The 22,989-nt window shown below is 39.1% G+C and carries 15 protein-coding genes and 1 pseudogene; 5 read left to right on the plus strand and 11 right to left on the minus strand.

The features are described 5' to 3' along the window. The first annotated feature begins 173 nt into the window (after positions 1-173). From VSAL_RS18100 to VSAL_RS18110, 3 genes are all read left to right on the plus strand, one after another. Positions 174-941, plus strand: coding sequence for a DeoR/GlpR family transcriptional regulator (locus VSAL_RS18100; protein WP_012551736.1), 768 nt, complete (start codon positions 174-176; stop codon positions 939-941). A gap of 181 nt (positions 942-1,122) precedes the next feature. After that, on the plus strand, positions 1,123-2,670 hold the full coding sequence (gene glpD, locus VSAL_RS18105) for a glycerol-3-phosphate dehydrogenase (protein ID WP_012551737.1): 1,548 nt from the start codon (positions 1,123-1,125) through the stop codon (positions 2,668-2,670). A gap of 159 nt (positions 2,671-2,829) precedes the next feature. After that, positions 2,830-3,771 (plus strand): choloylglycine hydrolase family protein, encoded by a 942-nt coding sequence (locus tag VSAL_RS18110; protein ID WP_231850971.1) that lies wholly within the window; start codon positions 2,830-2,832, stop codon positions 3,769-3,771. On the opposite strand, the gene VSAL_RS18115 is transcribed toward VSAL_RS18110, so the two are convergent. The 3 genes from VSAL_RS18115 to tnpA all read right to left on the minus strand — a co-directional run bounded on the left by VSAL_RS18115 (position 3,684) and on the right by tnpA (position 5,901). Then, on the minus strand, positions 3,684-5,171 hold the full coding sequence (locus tag VSAL_RS18115) for an IS66-like element ISVsa2 family transposase (RefSeq protein WP_012549008.1): 1,488 nt from the start codon (positions 5,169-5,171) through the stop codon (positions 3,684-3,686). The genes VSAL_RS18110 and VSAL_RS18115 overlap by 88 nt on opposite strands. 71 nt (positions 5,172-5,242) lie before the next feature. Next, positions 5,243-5,590, minus strand: coding sequence for an IS66 family insertion sequence element accessory protein TnpB (tnpB, locus tag VSAL_RS18120; protein WP_012549126.1), 348 nt, complete (start codon positions 5,588-5,590; stop codon positions 5,243-5,245). Further along, complete coding sequence (gene tnpA / locus VSAL_RS18125; protein ID WP_012548925.1) at positions 5,587-5,901, minus strand: IS66 family insertion sequence element accessory protein TnpA; 315 nt, start codon at positions 5,899-5,901, stop codon at positions 5,587-5,589. Before tnpA ends, tnpB begins: the two co-directional genes overlap by 4 nt. A gap of 82 nt (positions 5,902-5,983) precedes the next feature. Between tnpA and VSAL_RS18130 the strand changes: the two are divergent. Continuing rightward, a pseudogene (locus VSAL_RS18130) lies at positions 5,984-6,241 on the plus strand (linear amide C-N hydrolase); the annotation flags it as partial. Between the two features lie 9 nt (positions 6,242-6,250). On the opposite strand, the gene VSAL_RS18135 reads toward VSAL_RS18130, so the two are convergent. The 6 genes from VSAL_RS18135 to glpA all read right to left on the minus strand — a co-directional run bounded on the left by VSAL_RS18135 (position 6,251) and on the right by glpA (position 16,433). Further along, the gene (locus tag VSAL_RS18135) at positions 6,251-7,927 is read right to left on the minus strand and encodes a GGDEF domain-containing protein (protein ID WP_012551738.1); all 1,677 of its coding nucleotides are present in this window, start codon (positions 7,925-7,927) and stop codon (positions 6,251-6,253) included. Between the two features lie 162 nt (positions 7,928-8,089). Continuing rightward, positions 8,090-10,921, minus strand: a complete 2,832-nt coding sequence (locus VSAL_RS18140) for a PAS domain-containing hybrid sensor histidine kinase/response regulator (RefSeq protein WP_012551739.1) — start codon at positions 10,919-10,921, stop codon at positions 8,090-8,092. Next, a complete protein-coding gene (locus VSAL_RS18145; protein WP_231850972.1) occupies positions 10,918-11,949 on the minus strand; it encodes a cytochrome-c peroxidase in 1,032 nt (343 codons plus the stop codon). Before VSAL_RS18145 ends, VSAL_RS18140 begins: the two co-directional genes overlap by 4 nt. Before the next feature lie 175 nt (positions 11,950-12,124). Continuing rightward, positions 12,125-13,399 (minus strand): anaerobic glycerol-3-phosphate dehydrogenase subunit GlpC, encoded by a 1,275-nt coding sequence (gene glpC / locus VSAL_RS18150; protein WP_012551741.1) that lies wholly within the window; start codon positions 13,397-13,399, stop codon positions 12,125-12,127. Then, positions 13,396-14,754 (minus strand): glycerol-3-phosphate dehydrogenase subunit GlpB, encoded by a 1,359-nt coding sequence (gene glpB, locus VSAL_RS18155; RefSeq protein ID WP_012551742.1) that lies wholly within the window; start codon positions 14,752-14,754, stop codon positions 13,396-13,398. The genes glpC and glpB overlap by 4 nt, the downstream gene beginning before the upstream one ends. Further along, entirely contained in the window at positions 14,751-16,433 is a 1,683-nt protein-coding gene (gene glpA / locus VSAL_RS18160; protein WP_012551743.1) for an anaerobic glycerol-3-phosphate dehydrogenase subunit A, read from the minus strand. Before glpA ends, glpB begins: the two co-directional genes overlap by 4 nt. A gap of 294 nt (positions 16,434-16,727) precedes the next feature. Here glpA and fdhF point away from each other — a divergent pair, with 294 nt between their 5' ends. Continuing rightward, positions 16,728-20,885 (plus strand): formate dehydrogenase subunit alpha, encoded by a 4,158-nt coding sequence (fdhF, locus tag VSAL_RS18165; RefSeq protein ID WP_012551744.1) that lies wholly within the window; start codon positions 16,728-16,730, stop codon positions 20,883-20,885. 88 nt (positions 20,886-20,973) lie between these two features. On the opposite strand, the gene pepT is transcribed toward fdhF, so the two are convergent. Together pepT and VSAL_RS18175 are read right to left on the minus strand one after the other, a co-directional pair. Then, a complete protein-coding gene (pepT, locus tag VSAL_RS18170) occupies positions 20,974-22,203 on the minus strand; it encodes a peptidase T (RefSeq protein WP_012551745.1) in 1,230 nt (409 codons plus the stop codon). Positions 22,204-22,482: 279 nt separating this feature from the next. After that, on the minus strand, positions 22,483-22,866 hold the full coding sequence (locus VSAL_RS18175) for a helix-turn-helix domain-containing protein (RefSeq protein WP_012551746.1): 384 nt from the start codon (positions 22,864-22,866) through the stop codon (positions 22,483-22,485). Positions 22,867-22,989: the final 123 nt, after the last annotated feature.

Here is a 22,989-nt window from a genome sequence, read left to right on the forward strand (position 1 = left end):
TTAATTAAACAAAGGGAGCACAAATATTGTGCTCCCTTTTTCTTTTTCGAACTTTGTTTGATATATATCACGCATATTCATGTCAAATATTTCCAATCTTTATGGCTTCTTTGTACACTGATTTCAGATAAAAATAATAAGTCATTGATTGTTCGAAATTAGGGGAGTAATTCGTGAAGCAAATATCAAGACATCAAGAAATTGTGAATTTAGTGCAACAGCATGGTTATGTCAGTACTGAAGATTTAGTGGAGCAATTCAAAGTCAGTCCACAAACAATTCGCCGTGATTTAAACGAATTAGCAGATGAGAACAAAATACGCCGTCATCATGGTGGTGCAACGATCCCTCTTAGCTCTGTAAATACGGCTTACACTACACGTAAAGTGATGCAGTTGAATGAGAAAGACACGATTGCAGAAGCGCTTGCAAAGCATATTCCTGATGGCGCTACGTTGTTTATCGATATTGGTACGACACCAGAATCGGTAGCAAAAGCCTTAGTCAAAAACCATAAGGATTTACGCGTTGTTACCAACAACATTAACGTAGCGATGATCTTAATGGCGAATCCCGATTTTAAAGTGATTCTGGCTGGTGGTGAAGTTCGTAATCGTGATGGGGGTATTGTTGGTGAAGCAACCCTTGATTTCATTAAACAGTTCCGTTTGGATTTTGGCATATTAGGGATCAGTGGTATTGATTATGATGGTTCACTGTTGGATTTTGATTACCACGAAGTTCGAGTGAAAAAAGCGATCATTGAAAACAGCCGCAGTGTGTACCTTGCGGTTGATCATACTAAGTTTGGTCGTAATGCGATGGTTAATTTAGGAAGTATTACTGAATTGCACATGATCATTACCGACCAAGAGCCACCTGAAGAAATAGTGACTATTTTGAAAGAAAATGAAATCCCTTATGAAGTAATTTCAAAGTAGCTCTCACTTCTAACGAATAAACGATCCCTGATCTTGATTAAGATCAGGGATTTTTTGTATCTCCATCACACTAAATGTTCGTAATCGAAAATATAAAGTGACTCAAAACGAAAGTTAAGTTATCGTAAATTCATCGTATTTAATGTTCGTTCGCTCATTATGAGTCTTTGAGGTCACTACTATGAATAATGGAAACCAAACACACACAACCTGCGCTGTTTTAGATTTAATCGTAGTGGGTGGTGGTATTAATGGTGCAGGAATTGCCGCTGATGCTGCTGGGCGAGGCTTAACCGTTGGTTTGTATGAAGCATCAGATTTTGCTTCTGCAACGTCATCAGCAAGCTCAAAGTTGATTCACGGTGGTTTACGTTATTTAGAACATTATGAGTTTCGTTTAGTTTCAGAATCTTTAGCTGAGCGTGAAGTTCTGTTAGCCAAAGCACCACATATTGCCAAACCAATGCGTTTCCGTTTGCCTCATCGCCCATTTTTACGTCCAGCATGGATGATCCGTGCCGGTCTGTTCCTTTATGATAATTTAGGCAAACGCACCACATTACCAGCAAGTCATTCGGTTAATTTAGCGGCGTCCGGTTTACTAAAACCTGAGATGAAAAAAGGATTTGAATATTCAGATTGTTGGGTTGATGATGCGCGTTTGGTTATTTTAAATGCCATGGCCGCAGAGAAAAATGGCGCAGAAGTGAAAAACTATTGCCGCGTTGAGAAAGCGACTCGTGTGGGGGGGTTATGGAATGTTACTCTTTTTGACGAGCAAACGAACACGCGCTTTGAGCGTAAAACCAAAGCACTGGTTAATGCGGCGGGTCCTTGGGTAAAGCAGTTTTTCGATGACAGTTTAGAAGAAGAATCGCCTCGTAATATTCGTTTAGTGAAAGGCTCTCATATTGTGGTTCCTAGAATTCACAATGAAGAGCAAGCGTACATTCTGCAAAATAAAGACAATCGTATTGTGTTTGTTATTCCTTATATGGAAGACTTTTCTATCATTGGCACAACCGATGTGGAATACAAAGGCGACCCAAGCAAAGTCGAAATATCAGAAGACGAAGTAAACTACTTAATTGATGTCGTTAATCAACATTTTGTTGAGCAAATTCAACGTGATGATGTAGTGTGGACTTACAGTGGTGTACGTCCATTATGTGATGACGAATCTGATTCACCACAAGCGATTACGCGTGATTACACATTAGAACTTGAGCAAGAACTAGATCAAGCACCATTGCTTTCTATTTTTGGTGGAAAACTAACGACATACCGAAAACTGGCTGAAACGGCAATGAAAATGCTGAGCCCATATTTCATGAAAATAGGTGCGTCGTGGACAAGAGACGTCGCATTACCTGGTGGTGATTTTGATTACCCTCGTACGCAATTAGTGAATAACATTTGCAGTAAACATACGTGGTTAGCAGAGAAAACGGCAACACGATACGTGAATCAATTTGGTACCTTAGTCTGGACATTGTTAGAAAACATGGATTGTGAAGCGAATATGGGACAGGTATTCGGTGAAGGGGTTTATCAAGCTGAAATTGATTATTTAATGCACCATGAGTTCTCACAAAAAGCAGAAGATGTATTGTGGAGAAGAACTAAACTTGGTCTGTATTTAAGCAAAGAAGAACAAGTAAAAGTAGCTGATTATATGAATAGTTCAATAACATCAAAGGTTGAAGTTAAATTAGAACAAGTGAGTTAAATAAGAGATAAAAAGTACTCAGATAATTCAATAAATGAAATGCATCTAATTCTAATTAGGTGCATTTTTTATTCTGTGGATTAAGAATGAACCAAGATTATTCTTGGCATTATTATCGATAAGAGTACTATTTGAATGTCATTAAAATGAGATAGTAAAATGAAAATTAAATTCCTCTCAATGCTTATTGCGTCTTGCGTAGCGTACTCAGCCAGTGCTTGTACTGGTATTTCTCTTTCAACAACCAATCATGATTATATTCAAGGTCGAACGATTGAGTGGGGACAGAATGATTTAGAGAGCAAGTTGATAATATCACCTCGTAATTATCACTACTCCTCGACAATGCCAAATCAACAGCAAGGGTTAGATTGGACGTCTAAATACGGGTTTGTTGGTATTTCTGTCAGTGATGATCGTTTTATTGCTGAGGGGATAAATGAAGAGGGATTAAGTGCCGGTTTATTTTATTTTAAAAACTATGGGTCGCTAGAAAAATACAATTCGAAAGACACAAAAACAACGATAACCGACATGGACTTTATTCGTTGGATGTTGTCACAATTTACCACCGTTGCTGAGGTTGAAAATGCGTTAGATACGATAAAAATAGTGCCTGTTTATCTTGATGTAAAAGGGATCCCATCCCCTACTGCTCATTGGCGTGTTTCAGATAAAGCGGGCAATAATATCGTTATTGAAATTATGAATAACGGCAAAATTAAGATTCATAAAAATACGGCAAAAGTATTAACCAATGCACCTGATTATCAATGGCAAGTCACGAATCTTAATAACTATATTCATTTGACTCCGGGGGTAAGTAAAGGGCAAAAAATTAACGATGTAGAAGCGTTTTCCTTTGGTGTGGGTTCTAGCTTTTTAGGGTTACCAGGCGATATTACGCCACCATCTCGATTCATACGTGCCGCGTTTTATGTTAATTCGGCACCAGTGATGAAAGATGAAGAAGAGGCCGTGTCTCAAGCGTTTCATAGTAAACGTGCGGGGAACTACACCTTGTCTTTTACATTCCAAGGTAAAAGTGAATCGATATCTGGCGATCCAACACATAAACGATCTAGACAATACCTAATATAATCGTAAGGGATTAATCCGTTTGCCTTTGCTGTTTCTACAATGCTGTAAAGCATTGCACTTGAATCTGCACCAGCCGTTGAACCCGAAAATAACCAGTTTTTCCGGCCGATAACAAACGGTTTAACCGCTCGCTCTGCTCGATTGTTATCAATAGATAACAATCCATCATCAATATAACGAACTAATTTATCCCATTGATTTAATGTATAGCTAATCGCCTCACCTAATTTTGTTTTAGGTGATACTCGACTAACTGCGCTATCAAGCCAATCACGGAGCTCTTTAAGTAAATCGCGGGCTTCTGTCTGCCTAGCAACATACTTGGCTTCAGGGGAAGCCTCTTTTAATAACGATTCGATCCGGTATAGCTTTTGGATTTTACTCAATACCCAATCTGCACTCCCTGTTTTCCCTTTTACTTGAACACGTTGAGCCTCAATAAATCGTCGACGTGCGTGTGCCCAACAGCCAACTAAAATCGCTTCAGTTTGTTCATAACCTTGGTAACCATCGGTATGTAAATACCCGTTATAACCTTTTAAAAAGTTAACTGGATGGTAGCCATGCCTGCTAGATTGATAATCATAAAGTACAATTCCAGGCAAAACACCAGAGCCTGGAGAATCATAGCCAGAGCAGTAGACCCACATATAACATTTTGCTTTTTCAACATCCAACACATTTACCGTTGTTTCATCACAATGCAGAGTGGGTTGTTCAAGCAAAATACGATGTAACTCGTTATTAAGAGGGGTAAATAGTACCGAGCATTTTATTAACCAATCCGCCATCGTTCGCCGTCCAATAATGATACCCCATTGCTGAAATAACGTTTCTTGACGATAAAGTGGAAGACTGTATTGAAATTTAGCCGTAATAATTTGAGCAAGTAAACTTGCGGTCGCAATCCCTTTAGGGATTGGTGACGCTGGCATTGGGGCTTGTTTAATGTCTACTGAAGTATTGTTTTTTTCACAATTTCGGCAAGCATATTTAGGACGAACATGTTGAATAACTTCCACTTTAGCTGGTACAAATTCCAACTTTTCACTGATGTCTTTACCCATCGCATGCATCTCTAGACCGCAACACTTACAAGTTTTATCTTTTATGTCGTGGATAATAACAGTACGCGGTAAGTCTTCAGGTAAGCGTTGGCGTTTTGGCTTTTGACGAGTGTAGGTAATCGTTTGTGTGTCATCATTTTCAATGATGATTTCTTCTTCTGTTTCATTGAATAAATCAAATTGAGTCGAGTCAGATTCACTGCTTTTACCAAAGCGCTGATGTTGAGCCAGTCGAAATTGCTCTAGAAGACGGTTATATTTATTTTCAAGCTGAAGCACAAGTGCTTTCAGCTCGTCAATGGTATCAGGAAGTGGTTTTATTTTATCAGTCATGTAGATGACTATATAACGATAATACAGGTAATCAATCGGTTGCCTCCTATTCTTGACTGAGAATCAACTATTTAAAGGGTTGTTTGATAATGTACCGGTTGATGTCCTAAGATATCAAAACCTTGTAATAGCAGTGTCAGTTGCTGCTCTGATAATGCTAACGTATCGTTATTTATATTTCGTGGCCATTTGAAGCGGTCTTCATCTAATCGCTTGTACCATAAAGCGAATCCTGTTTTATCCCAATACAATATTTTGAGTTTATCACGAGGCTTATTGCAAAATATAAATAGAGCATCACTAAACGGTGATAGTTGCATTTCTTGCTCAACAATCACGACAAGGCCATTAATGGCCTTGCGAAAATCGACAAAATCACGATGAAGATAAATGGTGGAAATATCAGTAAATACATTCATGATTGATACCCTTTTAATAAGAGTCCTATCCAGTGAGGTTCAGTATTAGCTGGCAATGTTAATCGCAATTTTCCGATAGAAAGTTGAATATCTGGTAATTGTGGAGTGGCGATGATAGTTGATGTTAACGCTTCTACTTTCAAGAAAGTAGAAGCGTTAATCTTTTGTTTCCATCGTGCTTTACGTGCACTAAATGTCTTTGGCAGAATATTATGGTTACGACAAAATTCAGCGGCACTAAGCTTGCTAGATTGCTGAGATTCAAATAGAGCGTGCCATTGCTCTGGTGTTCTCTTTTTATCTTTTTGCATAATTACGTTCTCGTTAAATGAAAGATCGTAAGATACGCATAATGAATTTTATTTGTTAGGTGTAGTTCCCCGCACGCTTACGTTTCATATATTAAATAACTTTGATATTCCTATCGGGAGTGAATTCAATAGTAAAGCTCACATTCCAGATCTACCGAGTGCGACGCAATGGACTTCAGTGATTGATCAAACAAATGGACAGTTTTTTTATAAAACGATGAGAGACAGCACCATTAAAAAAGTGGATTTAAATAAGATTAACTTTAATGGTAAAACAGAAGAGAAGCGCCGATTAGATTCTGGGCAGTTTCATGTTGAAGATGTCACGCCCATATTATAAAAATAAGCCTCATATTTTGAGGCTTTTTTCTGTATACATCAGTTGGTCGGCAAGATCCAAAGCCTCTTTAACATCGGTATGAATTAAAGCGGTGCCAAATGAAAAGGAGAGATACATGTCTTTTTCTTCAAAATAGCGCTCGAAATGCGATCGAATGACTAACATTTTCGCGTGAATATCCTCAACAGAATACGAGTTAAAGCAAAGTACAAATTCATCACCTCCAAATCGAATTAGAAGGTCTTCTTTTCTTAAGTACTGTTTCAGTAATCGAGCCGCTTCTTTTAGCTGTAAATCCCCGAGTTGATGACCAAGCTTATCATTGATATTTTTAAATCCATCCAAATCAATAAAGACCAAGGATTTATAGGTATTAATATCAAGACATTCTAATTTTGATTTTGTAAAACTGCCTGTCAAAGGATCAATGGATGTTTGTGTATCCTGCGTATCTTCATATACAAAAATCATAATAAATGTCTTATCGAAATATTTTATCTTTTGGCGATAGGTGTGGAAGTGTGTGGTTTGTGAACCGACTTCAACCGTTTCATTGGACATTAAAATATCGGAGTCATTATTTAATAACTGCTGATCAAGCTGTAAGCACATTTGATAATCTGGGAATCGAGCGAGTACATCATCGGGAGACATCCCAACTAAATCACATTCTAAATAATCGACATGCTTTTTACTGTTATAAATGGCCACACCTTGTTCGTCTCTTAAGATAAAAAGGCAATTACAATGCTTCATTAAATTGGTAGTGAATAGAATTGAGGGGCTTTTAATGCCATCTAATAATTCTTGGTACTTTCGATTGAGTGCGTCCAGATCAAAATTATTGTAATCAATACCTAATAAATTGAATGGGTCTTGAGGCTTGAAGAGCTCTAAAGCGGCGGCTAATTCGGCTTCGTTTTTTGCAATATTAATATTGTAAATAAAACGGTCGATTGGTGGGTTTTCCGAATTCACTTTGTTTAACGATTGTTCTGCTTGTGTATCAAGGTTATCGTCAAGAGCAGACAACGGCAATGGGTATGAAAGGTGACAACCTTGTGCTATCACTGAGTCAAAAGAGTTAATCAAGTTTAATTGATTAACGTTTTCTATGCCCTTTATTATGACTGTATTACCTAAAAATTTATTCAATTTGTGGTAAAGAGAACGTAAAAAACAAAACGATAAATAATCATCACTGATGGTGCTAATAAGAGAACGGTCTATTTTTATATAGTCAAAGTTTAAGTCTAACAAGGGGTCAGAATTAACACATTCTGTACCATAATCATCTAAGGTAAAAAGAACCCCTAGATTTTTTAAGCACTGCATATTCAAGCGAATTTTTTCTAAGTCAAACTGTTGATGATTGAAGTTCAACTCTAAGGTAAACCCTTTGTGTTTTTGGAACACGGATTCACAATATTCAATAAATGATTCTGAGACTAAGCTTTGGGCAAAAATGTTAATGGATAGATTAATGTTTTTTGGGTTCTTTAAGCTTAATTTGTCGGAAAGTACTTGAGAGATTACGGCTTTATCAAAGTTCTCTTTATCTTCAATCGTAGAAATGAAGTGCAAAGGCGATTCGTCAGAATTTTTGAATCTTAGTAGTGCTTCATAAGAGACAATAGAACCTTCAAAGAAATTAGGCTGATAAATGAAGTATTTATTCTCAAGCATTATTTTTATTATATCCCAATTGAAATTTTTGCTAATTTATCATGGTTAATGACAAGTTACTTATATGAATAATCACACAAAATGCGATCTATGCCAAATTTATAGTTTGAATGAGTAATGAAATAACATTATTGTCAGTAATGATTTTTACTTTGTAAAGCATTACGGATAAACATGAACATTATTTGTTTTTTTATTGATATTTCTGTGTAATAAACGGACAGCTTGTTGAATGTTTACTTCTAACAAATTGATAAGTTGTTGTATGTCATTCAGTTCAGGCATTAAACCTACTTTCGTCAACATTTCAATGGATGTTGCGCTTTCAACAAGGCGGAGTGCATCAAAGTTACTTGCCATTCCTTTTACTGAATGGGAATGTAAGCGAATATTTGCAATTTCTTTATTGTCATAAGCGGTGATTAATGAAGTAATGCTCTCTTCGGAGATATCAATAAATGACAGTAAGAACTCATCTAAAATATCATTATCGTCACCACAAATAGCAATTAATGATACTAAGCTTAACTCGGCTTCGGTGAGTGCTAATGTCGTTATTTTTTCTTTTGAATGACGTTTTAATTCGATGACATTTTCAGTCGATTTATCGAATGGTTTGGTTTCTGTATTATTACGAGTAATTAACTGTTGATGTTGTTTTATTGCATCCATAAATCCTTGTTCTTGAAGAGGCTTCGTTAATACGTAGTTTGCGCCCGCTTCAATGAAATTATCATGGGCTTCTTGGAATACATCGGCGGTACAGGCAAAAATAACGGTGGGCAGTTTAAGCTCTTTTCTGATGATCTTTGTTGCGCTAATACCGTCCATGATCGGCATGTGATTATCCATAATGATCAGATCAAATACCTGTAACCTTAAGGCTTCTATTGCAAGCTGTCCATTTTCGACAACGACGACTTGATGCCCCAAACGCTCACAAAACATTTTGGCGACCAGAGCATTCACTTTATTGTCTTCGGCGACTAAAATCGATAATTTTTGATGGACGAGTTCTTCATTGTCATTAGAGATAAGCGCTTCGGGAATTTTTTCTTTGTGAATTTGTTTTTTTATAACGGTTTCAAGTGGCAGCATAATAGTAAAGCCAGTGCCTTCTCCTTCAACGCTTTTTACTGAAATATAACCTTGCATAGCATCAACGAGTTGTTTCACTATCGCCAAGCCTAACCCGGTTCCACCATATTGTCGTGTTGTTGCTGATTCTGCTTGAATGAAAGGATCAAAGATATAGTCAAGCCGCTCTTCGCGTATGCCAATACCACTGTCTTCTATTTTGATAAGCAGACCTTGTTTACTTTTTGCGGTAAGGGTGTGACTGAAGGTTAATGTGATACTGCCTTTATGGGTGAACTTTACGGCATTACTGATTAAGTTGAAGATGATTTGTCGAATTCGAGGTTTGTCACCATTAAATACGGCACCCGCATTAATCTGGTCATGGATAATTAATTCTAATCCTTTATCTTCACAGATCGGGATGTAGGTATTTGCAATAGGACTAATCACATCTTTAAAATCAAAAGGAAGGTTATCTAATTCCAGTTTATTTTGTTCAATTTTAGAGAAATCAAGAATGTCATTAAGTAAAGAAAGTAGGTGATCTCCTGATTCGAGTAGAACGTTAATCTGTTTGTGTTGTTCGGGATCTTTTATATTACTTTCGATGATTTGTGCCATGCCTAAAATACCGTTAAGTGGCGTTCTTAATTCATGACTCATGGTTGCTAAGAAAGTTGATTTGGCTTTGTTGGATACTTCCGCTTGTTCTGCTGCATTGAATAAATCAATTTCAAGGGCTTTACGCTTGGTGATGTCTCTTTCTACCGCAATGAACTGCTCTACTGAGCCATCAGAATTAAAGGTGGGGGTAATGGACATACCTATCCAGTACTCTGAGCCGTCTTTATGATAATTGATTAATTCTGATTCAATCGCGGCCCCTTTTTTGATGGCGGCAGAGATGCGTGCAATGTCGTCTTTTGAGGTGTTTTCTCCCTGTAAGAGATCTCCTGGTTTCTTTCCTAGTACTTCATTGAGTTGGAAGCCTGAGAGTGTAGAAAAACTTTGGTTTGCCCATGTTAACATGCCATTGTTGTCGGTAATAAGAATGGCATCGTGTGCATGCTCGGCAACAAGGGCAAGCTTCGATTTTTCTTTTTCTGAGTTTACCAGTTCTCTTTTTATAATTAAGGTTTGTTGTAACCGTTCACGTAATTGAAGATAGAAGTAGGCGGCAATCGCGCAGATAAATAGTATAACGGTAATGAACATATGATTCTTTATTGATTCGGATTGAGATAACCAATAATTATTTTTCTGTGTCAGCATTTGTTTTACATTGTTGGTAAAAATGTCTTTTTCTTTGTTTTTACTTTCGACTTTAATACGTTCACGAAAGGCGATGTAATTAGATAAGCTTTTAAACCCAACTTGGTTTTTTAATTCATTACTGGGCGGAGAGCTCATTAAACCCGTTAATGTAAATTGTGAGACATACAGTTTATCTTCTAGTTTTGGTAGGGTAGTTAATAGTTTTTTTTCTAATAGTAAGGCAGTTAGTGTTGAATACTCGTATGAGACTTTTAATCTCAATAGTGTTTCTAGATCGTTAACTAAGGTCGAGACGCTTACTTGAGTGTTTTTTGCATAAATAACGGCTTGATCACTACTAATGAGAAAACTTGATAACCAATGGTTTTGGTCATTGTCTAAGTGTTCAGAAAGGAAAGAGGCTTTTAGATCGGCATTGACCAGCTGAGATGAGTAAGAGTCATAGGCTTTATTGTCTTGATGATTAAAATAATAGAGACTTTCTCTAGATTGAATGATGTTGTCAGACAATGATAAATAAGCACGTTGATATTGTTCGACCAAATGACTTTTGGTGACAATCAACGACAAATACAGAGCAGCACAGGTAATAAATGCGATCAATATAAGACTGAGTTTGTTCGTATTAATTAATATCATTGGATTAACTCCTCTAACGCAGCAGGTCTTGGTGCCGTTAAGGTGTTTAAGAATGCACTGATCTCGACAACGGTCATGGGGGTAAGCTCTTGTCCTAATTGCACCCTCGCCATAATGATAATGGCTTCTTCAAGGGTTTCTGTTTTTCCATGATGGAAATAAGGTGCAGTAATAGCAACATTTCGCAAGCTAGGGACACGAAAAACATGACGGTCATTGATGTCTCCTGTGATATCAAATCGTCCAAGATCGTTGTTTGCAGAGTCACCAAATTGTGTTTCTAATGCGGCTAAATTACCAAACTTCTGAAACAAGTTTCCTCCTACATTCTGTCCTTGGTGACAAAATACACACCCCAGTTGTTGGAATTTATCCCAGCCATTGACGGCTATTTGGGATATGGCTCTTTTGTCGCCCTTTAAATAGTGATCAAACGGTGCATCTGGTGTATTAAGGGTTGCCATAAAAGTGACTAAAGCGTCTTTGACTGTGGCTTCTGTGATGTCTCCATTGTATTCCTGTTTGAAACGATTGGAGTAGTGATCTGAAGAGGTAAGAAATTGAATGATGTCAGTCCAATTGCTGTCCATTTCTAATGGATTGTGAATAGGGCCATCAAGTTGTTGTTCTAGACTCGCTGCGCGTCCATCCCAAAAGAAACGGGTGTTTAAACTGATATTGAATAAGGTGGGGGAATTACGAGTACCTTCGCCATGAACACCAATAGAAGCGGGAATAGATTCAGCACCATTCGTAAATATGTGGTGGCAAGATTCGCAACTCACTTGCCCGTTAGAGGACAATCTTGGGTCAAGAAAGAGTTCTAAGCCTAATTTAGCTTTGCTTTTTTCTTTAATTTCAACCTTATTGATAACAGTGATAGCGTTAGAAAAAAACTCATTACTTTTGGGGGGTTGAGGTTGAGTATCAAGATCCCAAATAGGCTCTTGAAAAGAGAAATATAAGTAAATACTACAAACGCTAATAATGATAAGTGGAATAATCCAACGTAATGGTAAAAATTGCACGGTTGATTCCTTGTGTATATACACTCTACTGAAAAGTATAGTACAAGGTAACTCGATTTAAAGTGCCTAGCTTTAGTTGTCTTAACGTTATAATTATCATTTACGTATGAAAAGAAAGGCAAAGAAAGACGTCGCATTTCTTCCTTTACCAGCACGTATCTTACGTAGATGTTGCTTATGCCATCAGTGCTTCACACAATAATGAAATTGGATGAATGGTAGTAATGTTGGTGTTTTCTTCTATTTGCCATTTACAGGTTTCACAATCGGTAATGGCATAATCAGGTTTAGCGGCTTTTATTTGATCAAACACGTTTTTACCAATCGCAATAGAGGTATCGTAGTTTTCGGTTTTGAACCCATAAGTGCCCGCTAAACCACAGCATTCGCTGTCTAAAACTTGCACTTCTAAACCGGGAATAGCCCTCAGCAATTCAATGGTATAAATATTGCCGCCACTGCGTTCTAAGTGACAAGGTGTGTGGTAAACAATTTTTTTATTCAGTGGTTTCATTTTTGGACCACGACCATTCATGATCTCTTTTAATAAAAAACGGGTTACGTATTCTATTTTCTTCGCCACTTTACTGTTATCTACATCCAGTACGTGTGGGTATTCTTGTTGCAATGTGAAGGAGCACGTTGAAGAGGTCGATAAAATCGGCACGTCTCTACGCTCAATTGCCGCTTCTAAATTAGCGACATTAAATTCTGCATTTTTCTGTGCTTTTTTATGGTATCCATTTGCGATAAGAGGTACGCCACAGCATTTCTCTTTGTCTAATAACTGAACCCCAATGTGCATGTTATTCATGACTTTAATAAAGTCTTTGCCCAATTGTGGGTGATTATAATTAACAAAACAACCATGAAAATAATGCACTTGTTGTTGATAAATCGATTGATCAGTGACTTCTTTTTTATACCATTTACGAAAGGTGCCGTGAGAGTATTTTGGTAACGATTTATGATCATGAACCCCGATCGTTTTATGCATCACTTTTTTGACTAATGGTACGCTCGTCATCGCGTTCACAATAGGAGCTACCGGCGTTGCGACTGAGCCAAATAAATCAGTATGACTTAATACAAAGTCACGAATACCTTTCATGTTATACGCGGGCTTTCCGTATTTTCCACGGGCGACTGCGATCATATCGCCAATTTTCACACCAGACGGACAAGCGGTTTCACAACGTTTGCAGTTGGTGCATAACTTTAAGGTTTCATCAAAATATTCAGGGCTTTTAAAGCGTAAACGTTCGCCATCTGGACCACATTGTTTTGGGCCAGGGTAATCAGGGTTTTCTTTAGCCACAGGGCAATAAACAGTACATACGGTGCATTTTAAACACTGATCAAAACTGGTATTCGCTGGCGCTCTGAAAATCAGATTTTCTTTTGAGAAGCTGTCTTTTAATAAATTAGAGCGAAATAGTGGGTTGCTCATAATGCGACCTCAGCGTGTTGTATTGGTTGAGTCTTTACCGATTGCTGCTTAATAATGGTTTCAGCCGCATAGAATCCAGTGCTAATTGCCACACCACTGCCACAGCCTTCTAGTATTGGGTTGTAACCAGAAAGAATAGCACCCGCACAAAAAAGATTATTAATGACATGCTCTGACTTTAAGGCTTGAAATTGGTCATTAGTTTTAACGCCCATACTTAAAAATGGATGGGATAGTGGACTAAAAAATTCAGGATTGTACCAATCCGTTCGAGAATCGGTTTGGTCGATATCTAAACCAAAAATAGGTTCTTGCATTGAATCCACACTTGCCTTTAACCCTTGGCTGAAGAAACTGCCCGTGGCTAAAACAAAGTGCTTTGCTTGCAGTGGAAAATCACCATGATTCTTAGTAAATAGTCGATTTAAATGGTAATAAGAATTGGTCGGGTCTTCTTTTTCTACATAAGAAAACTCACCTTGAATTACGTGATCACCATTAAATAAGGTGCCCCCTTGATTAATGAAAGCGTGTTTCATCGATTCCTCTAAACGTATTCCTAAAAGTGATGGTGGCATGGTAGGGACTTCGCATAATGTCAGTTGCGTTAGGGCTTCAATTTCTTTTAATAATGCTAGGCCAGTGCCATTACCAAAAATAGCGGGGATCACAACAAGATCACCCGGATTTGCGTGTTGCTGTAATGCGTGGGCAAACTCTTGTAAGTTAGCTCGTTTTGACAGAATTCGAGAAAGATCAATGGATCGTAATTCACAATGATTACGTTTGATGTCTTTAAATGCAGACAAGGAAACAGACGCGGTTGTGATCTCAAGATTAGATAATTGAGGTACCAATTTTAAATTGTCTTGTGCCAGTTTTGGTTGAAAATCACGAAAGCCATCAATGGTGATTAACACCATTTTCTTTACGCTGCTATTTTCTAATGTCATTGGGAACTGATGAACAAAAGGTTGTGATAACCAAGTCGATTTCATGGTGCCTAATGGTGTTAAACGATAATGATTATGACCATCTTGTTGTGCGCGTAATGGCACCCCGATGTCGGACAGCTTGGTTTGATACCAAGCTAAAGCACGACTGACGGTCTCTTTTCCAAGAACTGAATAAGGATGGGTAGGGTAATTATCTTTAAAGTACTCAATCGTCCTCATTGGGTCTACAACATGCTTTCCATCGGGTGTTTTTGCTAATACATCCACAGAGCCAGAAGAGAAATGTAAAGCACTTTGTCCTGATGCGATTACGGCTGTTTTTAATCCGGCTTCAAGACAACGAAGTGCACAACTTAAGCCGGCCATGCCGCCGCCGATGATGATAGTATCAAATTTCATAATGTGGCCTCTTGTTGTTCTTGTTTTGGTTGAGACGAAGTGCTTTGTTCCGTTTTTGTAGAGAGTGTTGGTATGTCACTGGCACCGAATAATCCTTCATAAATCCAGTAACTGAATTCGGCCTCGCGCAGAGCATCGCCCCAAAATACGGGTTTAATGCCTTTCCAACGCTCTTCTAAAAAGTGACTTAATAATTGGCTTGATTGATTACCGCTGACTTGACCATATTCTTCAAATAATCCTGCCGCGCGGTAGGTGCAGAGTTCACCTTGGCACGGTCCCATTCCTAACCGTGTTCTACGGCGTAAATCCACTAAGTTATGCACGTCTAATTGTTTAATGGCGTAATTGATTTCACCTTGAGTCACCATTTCGCACTCACAGATCACGGCTTGATCTTTTGCATCATCCGTTAAGAATTGATCAGCTCGTTCACCATGACGATAAATAGCACTTTGATAAACGGGTTTTGCAAGGCTCGCTGTTTTCTTGGCGGCAATAGAGGCACCGTTCGATCCAGGAAGCGATCGTAAGTGAGTCGTACACTCTTGGTTGTTTCCCAGTTTTTTAGCGATCATGTCGGTGGTCATTTCAGCCATGAGTCGAGAGGTCATTAATTTACCTCCCGTAATCGTCGTAAAGCCGTTGAGCCCGTCTTTTTCTGCGTGATCAAGCAACACAATGCCACGACTGATATTTCGACCTGAACCATCATCATCAACAGCGACCAACGGACGAACACCTGCATAAGCACGAAGTACACGAGTATTCGCCATTATTGGGGCTAACTTAGCGCCTTCACTCAGTAAAATATCCACTTCTTTAGCTGTGACATGTAAGTCATCAATTTTATCGTAGTCAATGTGCTCAGAGGTGGTTCCTATCAGTGAAATTGTGTCACCGGGAACTAAAATGTCAGCATCTGATGGCTTACGGCAACGGTTGATTACCAAATTATTAATACGATAATCTAAGATAAGCAGAGAACCTTTGGCTGGGAACATCTTGATGCTTAAATCAGCGTATTCACAAATATTTTGTCCCCAGATCCCTGCCGCATTAATGACTTCTTGAGCGAAAATCTCAATCTTTTGATTGGTACGAACATCAATACAATTCACACCAAGTACCGTATCTTGATGGCGAATAAGTGAAGTTACGTGTGTGTGTGTGAGCAAACGCGCGCCATTTTCTTTCGCATCAAGCACATTTGCGGCACATAAACGAAAAGGGTCGAGCGTTCCATCTGGCACTTGAACCGCACCAATAAGATTAGGGTTTACATTAGGTTCTAATAATAGGGCTTCTTTGGGGGTTAGTTGCTTGGCGTCAATGCCTGCGGTTTTACATGATTCAATAAATTGCGCTTGGAAATTTAAATCGTCGTCAGGCAGTGAAATAAACAAGCCTTGGGTATCTTCAACGCAATGTTTTGCGATGCTTTTAAGGATTTTATTCTCATGGATACATTCTTTGGCTGATTCAGGGTCGGTGACGGCATAGCGAGCGCCTGAGTGCAGTAAACCATGATTTCGACCAGTGGTTCCTGAGGCCAAATCGTCTTTCTCAATCAAAATACAATTGATCCCACGCAATGCACAATCACGCATGATTCCTGTGCCTGTAGCGCCGCCTCCAATGATAATAACAGAGGTTTCTAATCGAGAAGTTTTGTCCATAATTTGGTCTCTTTTTTACCACTTTTGATGTATGAAACCATGATGATATTTATGTTCGACACTTTCTTTGATTTAGCTCAATTATGTTCGTTCGAGCATTCGTTTTGCTTTCGTTTTGATGGGTAGGTCACATTCAAATAAATAAACGAACACAAAAACAGACTGTTTACCAGATGCTTAATGGGTAAAAAAAGCGTTTTTGTCGCGACAATGTTGCAAAGATGCGATGGGGTTCAAATCCACTCAAAAAGTAATGATATAATCGAGTTAATTATTAGTAAATCTAGGTACTGAATGATGAAAATAACTATAGATAAACAAACATTCACTATCGATGAAGAGATAACACTGTTAGCTGCTGCAAAGGAATGCAATATTGAAATCCCTTCACTGTGCGGAAACAACATCAATGGTGAAAAATTGCCATGTGATTTGTGTGTAGTAGAAATTGAAGGGCAAGGAGTTCAGCGTGCTTGTGAAACTCAAGTCGTTGATGGAATGCAAGTGATCACTTCGTCTGAAGTATTAGCAAAACGTCGTCAAAGTGCATTAAATAAAATACTTTCTGATCATTACGCAGATTGCGAAGCACCGTGCCAAACTGCGTGTCCTGCTGGCGTGGATATACAGTCATATCTGTATTATATTTCACAGAATGATCATCAAAAAGCCATTGAAGTCATTAAACGAACATTACCAATGCCATTATCGATTGGTCGTGTGTGTCCTGCTTTCTGTGAAACAGAGTGTCGTCGTGGTTTAGTTGATGAACCATTGGCTATCCGTCAATTAAAACGTCACGCGGCTGATGCCGATTTACACGCTCAAGAATCATACGTACCACCAAAAAAAGCAGACAAGGGTAAATCGATTGCTGTTATTGGTAGTGGGCCGGGTGGATTAACCTGTGGTTATTACCTAACCAATGAGGGTTACAACGTCACGGTGTTTGATTCGATGCCTAAAGCAGGTGGTTGGTTACGCTATGGTATCCCTGAGTACCGTTTACCAAAATCGATTTTAGACAAAGAAATTGAGTTGATGTGCCGCAACGGCATGGAGATCAAAACCTCGGTTAAATTAGGTGAAGATTTCTTATTATCACAGTTAAGCGATGATTATGATGCGGTGTGTTTGGCTGTTGGTGCGTCTAAAGCGGTAGAAATGCAGTATGAAGGCAGTGAGCTTGGTGGTTGTTATTTAGGTGTCGATTACCTAAAAGATTACGTAATGGAATCCAAATTGATTACGGGTAAAAAAGTGGCCGTGATTGGTGGTGGTAATACCGCGATTGATTGTGCTCGTACTGCCGTGCGTGATGGTGCTGATACCACGCTTATTTATCGTCGTACTCGTGCAGACATGCCAGCCGAAGACTATGAAGTGGTTGAGGCTGAACATGAAGGCGTTAAATTCCATTTCTTAACCAATCCTGTTGAGAACATTGCAGATTCAAAAGGTCGTGTTACCCAAGTTCGCTTAGAGAAAATGGCATTGGGCGAACCTGATGCATCAGGCCGACGAAGCCCTAAAGCGACAGGTGAATTCTTCATTGAAGATTTTGATACTGTAATTTCAGCCGTATCTCAAAAACCAGATTTAAGCTTTTTAGAAAACGATAATATTGATTTACCGTTAACACGTTGGAACACGGCTGACTCTAATAGCTTAACCATGCACAGTGGTGTGAAAAACATCTTTAGCATTGGTGATTTTCGTCGTGGCCCTGCAACAGCGATTGAAGCCGTTGCTGATGGTCGTATTGCCGCAGAAGCGATTGATCGTTTCTTTAAAGGCGATATGGAAAAGATTCCGACTAAGTTGTTTAATTCTCAAAAAGAGAAGAAGACCAAGCAGGTTGATCCTACATATTTTGAGCACATCCAAAAAGCGATGCGCGTTATCATGCCTGAATTAACGGCAGAGCAGCGTGAGCAAAGTTTTGAAGAAGTCGAAACAGGCTTTGATAATGCGGATGCGATTCGTGAAGCAGAGCGTTGCTTAGAGTGTGCGTGTCAGGCGAATACTGATTGTGGCTTGCGTGATTACGCGACGGAATACAAAGCCGATGAAACCGATTTAAGTAACGAAAGTAAGCAGAAATTTGCGATTGATACTAGCTCTGAGTTCATTGTGTTTGATGCCAACCGTTGTATCAGCTGTGGTCAATGCGTAGAAGCGTGTAACGAAAAAGGCGTACATGGTGTATTGAGTTTCATGAAAAATGAAGACGGTACCAATGCCTCTCGCCCTGAATGTCGTGCTGGTTTCGAGCATGGTTATGACATGGGTAACTCCAATTGTGTGCAATGTGGTGCGTGTATTCAAGCGTGTCCTGTTGGTGCATTGGTTGATGCACGTGATAAATCACAAGGTCGAATTGAGTTATTAAAACCGGTCGATACCATTTGTACGTATTGTGGTGTCGGCTGTAAGTTGACAATGTTAGTGGATGAATCGAAAAACAAAATTAAGTACATACAAGGTGCGAAAGGCTCTCCAGTTAATGAAGGCATGTTATGTGTGAAAGGACGTTTTGGTTTTGATTTCGTTGGTAGTGATCAACGTTTAACAACACCATTAATTCGTAAACATGGTGAATTAGTACCAGCAAGTTGGGAAGAGGCAATAACGCTTGTTGCTGACAAGTTTAGTGCAATTAAAACGCAATATGGCGGAAATGCATTAGCGGGATTCTCTTCTGCAAAAACCACCAATGAAGATAACTACGCCTTCCAAAAATTGGTTCGTTGTGAGTTTGAAACCAATAACCTCGATCATTGTGCGCGTCTTTGTCACTCAACGACAGTGACTGGCCTTGAAGCCTCGATTGGCAGTGGGGCAATGACCAATGATATTCCAAGTATTAAGTATTCAGATCTTATCTTTATTATTGGGTCAGACACTACATCTGCTCACCCGATCATTGCTTCGCATATCAAGCAAGCTATTCGTCATCACGGTGCGCGTTTGGTTGTGGCGGATCCTAAGCAAGTGGATATCTCGGATCATGCTGAACTGTATGTAGCGCAGCGTCCGGGGACGGATGTGATGTTACTTAACGGGATCATGCAGCAGATTATTAAGAATAACTGGCATGATCAAGCGTACATAACAGAACGGGTTGAAGGCTTTGAAGAGCTGAAAGCAGAAGTCATGTCAGAGACGTATTCGCCTGAGAAAATTGAATTAATTACGGGCGTGAAAGCGCACGATGTGATTGAAATGGCGCGTTATATCGGTACCGCCGAGCGTACCGCCATTTACTATTCAATGGGTATTACGCAGCACACGACAGGGCATGATAATGTTCGCTCTATTGCTAACTTGCAAATGCTGTGTGGCAACATTGGTATTGAAGGTGGTGGTATTAACCCGCTTCGAGGCCAATCAAACGTGCAAGGTGCATGTGATATGGGCGCGTTGCCAACGGATTTTCCTGGTTATCAAAAAGTGGAAAATCCAGCGGTATACGAGAAGTTTGTTAAAGCATGGAACAAGCCAAACCTACCAGATAAGAAAGGCTTAACGTTAACAGAAATCATTGATGCAGCATGCCATAAGCAAGTGAAAGGTTTGTTCATTATGGGTGAAAATCCAGTATTGAGTGATCCTGACCAAGCGCACGTTATTCACGGTTTAGAGACGTTAGATTTCTTAGTGGTACAAGATATCTTCATGACAGAAACCGCCGCATACGCAGACGTGATCTTGCCTTCGTGTTCGTTTGCAGAAAAAGCCGGTCACTTTACCAATACAGAGCGTCGTGTTCAGCGTATTTCTCCGGCAGTTAATCCTCCGGGTGAAGCGAAAGAAGACTGGTGGATCATTCAAGAAATTGCGAAAGCGATGGGCGGAGATTGGAGCTATCAATCGGTTGAGGAGATCACCGAAGAGATCACTCAGGTTACGCCGCAGTATCAAGGCATGCATTGGGATGCTATTGGTAAAAATGGACTTCAATGGCCATGTAATGATGCGAATCCAGAAGGGACTCGTATTATGCATAGCGATCAATTCATTCGTGGAAAAGGTCAGATGGCCGCTGTGCCATTCCGATACGCCGCAGAACTGCCTGATGAAGAGTATCCATTAGTCCTTACAACGGGTCGCTTATTAGAGCAATATCATACCGGCACTATGACTCGTAAAACCAAAGGGTTGAACAACCTTGCAGGGCCGCGAGCTATGATCAGTGTGGCAGATGCTGAGCGTCTTGGTATCTCAAACAGTGAAATGGTTAGAGTCTCGACTCGTCGTGGCACCATTGAGGCTCCTGCATTTGTGACTAAGCGTATGCAAGAAGGGGTGGTGTTTGTTCCGTTCCACTTTGTTGAAGCGGCTGCGAATAAATTAACCACAACAGCGTTAGATCCTCATGCGAAGATCCCTGAGTTTAAAGTCGCGGCAGTGAAGGTTGAGAAAATCGTAGTACCAGAAATGTGTGAATAATCATTATACGTTAAAATAAAAAATGCCCGATGGTTATACAATCATCGGGCGTTTTTTTGTGACTTTTATCTTTTTGAACAGAGTTAAATTACTTATTGTTCAGTGCATTTAGCTCTGCAATTTTTACAATCACATCAACCGCTTGTTTCATGCCATTAATCGTAATGAATTCATGAATACCGTGGAAATTGTAACCACCAGTAAAGATATTAGGGCAAGGTAATCCCATAAACGATAAACGAGCACCGTCTGTACCACCACGAATAGGCTTGATATCAGGTTGCACATCACAAGCCGTCATTGCTTGTTTTGCTAATTCAATGACGTGTGGATGAGGCTCTACCATTTCGCGCATGTTGAAGTAACTGTCGGTTAAAATCAGCTCAACACGGCCTTTTTCTAGTTTTTCGTTCAGTTCATCGACTTTTTGTTGCATAAAGGCTTTACGCTCTGCCATGCCTTCACGACTAAAATCACGCACAATATAACCTAACTCGGTTTTTGCCACGCCACTTTCCATTGATTTTAAATGATAGAAACCTTCGTAGCCTTCTGTGCCTTCTGGTGTTTCATCGGTCGGCATCATCAATTGGAATTGTGCGGCAATGTTCATTGAATTGATCATTTTGCCTTTAGCTGTGCCCGGGTGAACGTTAACTCCGTGACAAATCACATCAGCGCTAGTGGCGTTAAAGTTTTCATACTCCAATTCGCCAACGGGGCCACCATCAATGGTATAGGCCCACTTGGCATTGAATTTTTCAACATCAAATAGATTTGCGCCACGACCAATTTCTTCATCTGGCGTAAAGCCAATGCAGATATCACCGTGAGGGATCTCTGGGTTTGCTTGTAAGATGGCGATTGCAGTTAAGATTTCTGCAATGCCCGCTTTATTATCTGCACCTAATAGAGTCGTGCCGTCGGTGGTAATTAAATCATGACCGATAAGGTTTTTTAAATCAGGAAATTGGGTTGGATTTAACTCTTCACCGCTGGTGCCTAATGTGATTGTTTCACCTTGATAGTCTTTAATAATTTGTGGTTTTACATTTTCACCTGATGCATCTGGTGCCGTATCCATGTGGGCAACAAACCCGATAGCAGGCACGTCATAATCAACGTTTGAAGGCAAGCGAGCCATGACATAGCCATTTTTATCAACAGAGACATCGGCAAGCTTTAATTCTTTTAGTTCGATAACTAATTGGTTAGCAAGATTAAGCTGTTTTTCTGTACTTGGACATTGTGGTGCTGAAGGGTTGGATTGAGTATCGATACTCACATAAGAAAGAAAGCGTTCAACAAGTTGTTTCATGGAGCCTCTGCATAATTAAAAAATGTTGAATAAGTATGGAGCTAAATGCAGAACGTGTTGTTGCGACACATCATAAAAAATGAAAGTGATAGGTATTTATCGATAGCATAAATAAGGGAAATATAACGTAATTTTTATTTTTTGTGATTGAGTACAATGTTTAAATAAAGTAATACGATTTATAATTAACGAGTGTAAATATATTGTGATAATTTAAGCTAATATATCGATAATATTTAGCATTATAAAATAATAATGCTAAATATTGTTAATTAGATATTAGTCTTTTTTATCTTTTGATTTTAAAATAAAACCAAACTGTTCTATTAGGCTACTGATTGATTTAAATAACATGGTACGCTCAGATTTTGAGTATTTAGCTAACTCTTTATGAAAATCGATCACTTCAGGTATCGTAACACCAAGCCAATCTGGAATGTTTTCACTTCCTGATATTATCCAACTCAGTTCTTTTCTTAGCACAAAGCTCAATGGGATCAGTTTTGAAATGTGTGGACTCGATAAACCGCTTGTCCAGTTGATGACGGTTCTTGTTGATACGTTACATGCCGTCGAAATTTGAGTGTTTGATAATCCAAGTTCTGTTTTTCTTGCCTCGATCCGTCGAGAAATGCTTTCCATAGATGTTTGTTCATCTAACATAATATGCCTATGAAAAATCGTAATAATATATCGAAGTCTATGAAATTATAGTGTTGTTATTTTAGTGATTGTTAAACGACATCACGAAAGGCTAGAATTAACATATATACATCGATGTTTTTT

The organism is Aliivibrio salmonicida LFI1238 (assembly GCF_000196495.1).
GTDB classification, from domain to species: domain Bacteria; phylum Pseudomonadota; class Gammaproteobacteria; order Enterobacterales; family Vibrionaceae; genus Aliivibrio; species Aliivibrio salmonicida.

Bases quoted from the DNA above. Each gene is read 5' to 3' on its own strand.
- glpA (WP_012551743.1), bottom strand. From the start codon at position 16,433: ATGGACAAAACTTCTCGATTAGAAACCTCTGTTATTATCATTGGAGGC.
- tnpA (WP_012548925.1), bottom strand. From the start codon at position 5,901: ATGCAAAAAGATAAAAAGAGAACACCAGAGCAATGGCACGCTCTATTT.
- VSAL_RS18115 (WP_012549008.1), bottom strand. From the start codon at position 5,171: ATGACTGATAAAATAAAACCACTTCCTGATACCATTGACGAGCTGAAA.
- glpC (WP_012551741.1), bottom strand. From the start codon at position 13,399: ATGAGCAACCCACTATTTCGCTCTAATTTATTAAAAGACAGCTTCTCA.
- glpB (WP_012551742.1), bottom strand. From the start codon at position 14,754: ATGAAATTTGATACTATCATCATCGGCGGCGGCATGGCCGGCTTAAGT.
- tnpB (WP_012549126.1), bottom strand. From the start codon at position 5,590: ATGAATGTATTTACTGATATTTCCACCATTTATCTTCATCGTGATTTT.
- glpD (WP_012551737.1), top strand. From the start codon at position 1,123: ATGAATAATGGAAACCAAACACACACAACCTGCGCTGTTTTAGATTTA.
- VSAL_RS18110 (WP_231850971.1), top strand. From the start codon at position 2,830: ATGAAAATTAAATTCCTCTCAATGCTTATTGCGTCTTGCGTAGCGTAC.
- VSAL_RS18140 (WP_012551739.1), bottom strand. From the start codon at position 10,921: ATGATATTAATTAATACGAACAAACTCAGTCTTATATTGATCGCATTT.
- pepT (WP_012551745.1), bottom strand. From the start codon at position 22,203: ATGAAACAACTTGTTGAACGCTTTCTTTCTTATGTGAGTATCGATACT.
- VSAL_RS18135 (WP_012551738.1), bottom strand. From the start codon at position 7,927: ATGCTTGAGAATAAATACTTCATTTATCAGCCTAATTTCTTTGAAGGT.
- VSAL_RS18175 (WP_012551746.1), bottom strand. From the start codon at position 22,866: ATGTTAGATGAACAAACATCTATGGAAAGCATTTCTCGACGGATCGAG.
- fdhF (WP_012551744.1), top strand. From the start codon at position 16,728: ATGATGAAAATAACTATAGATAAACAAACATTCACTATCGATGAAGAG.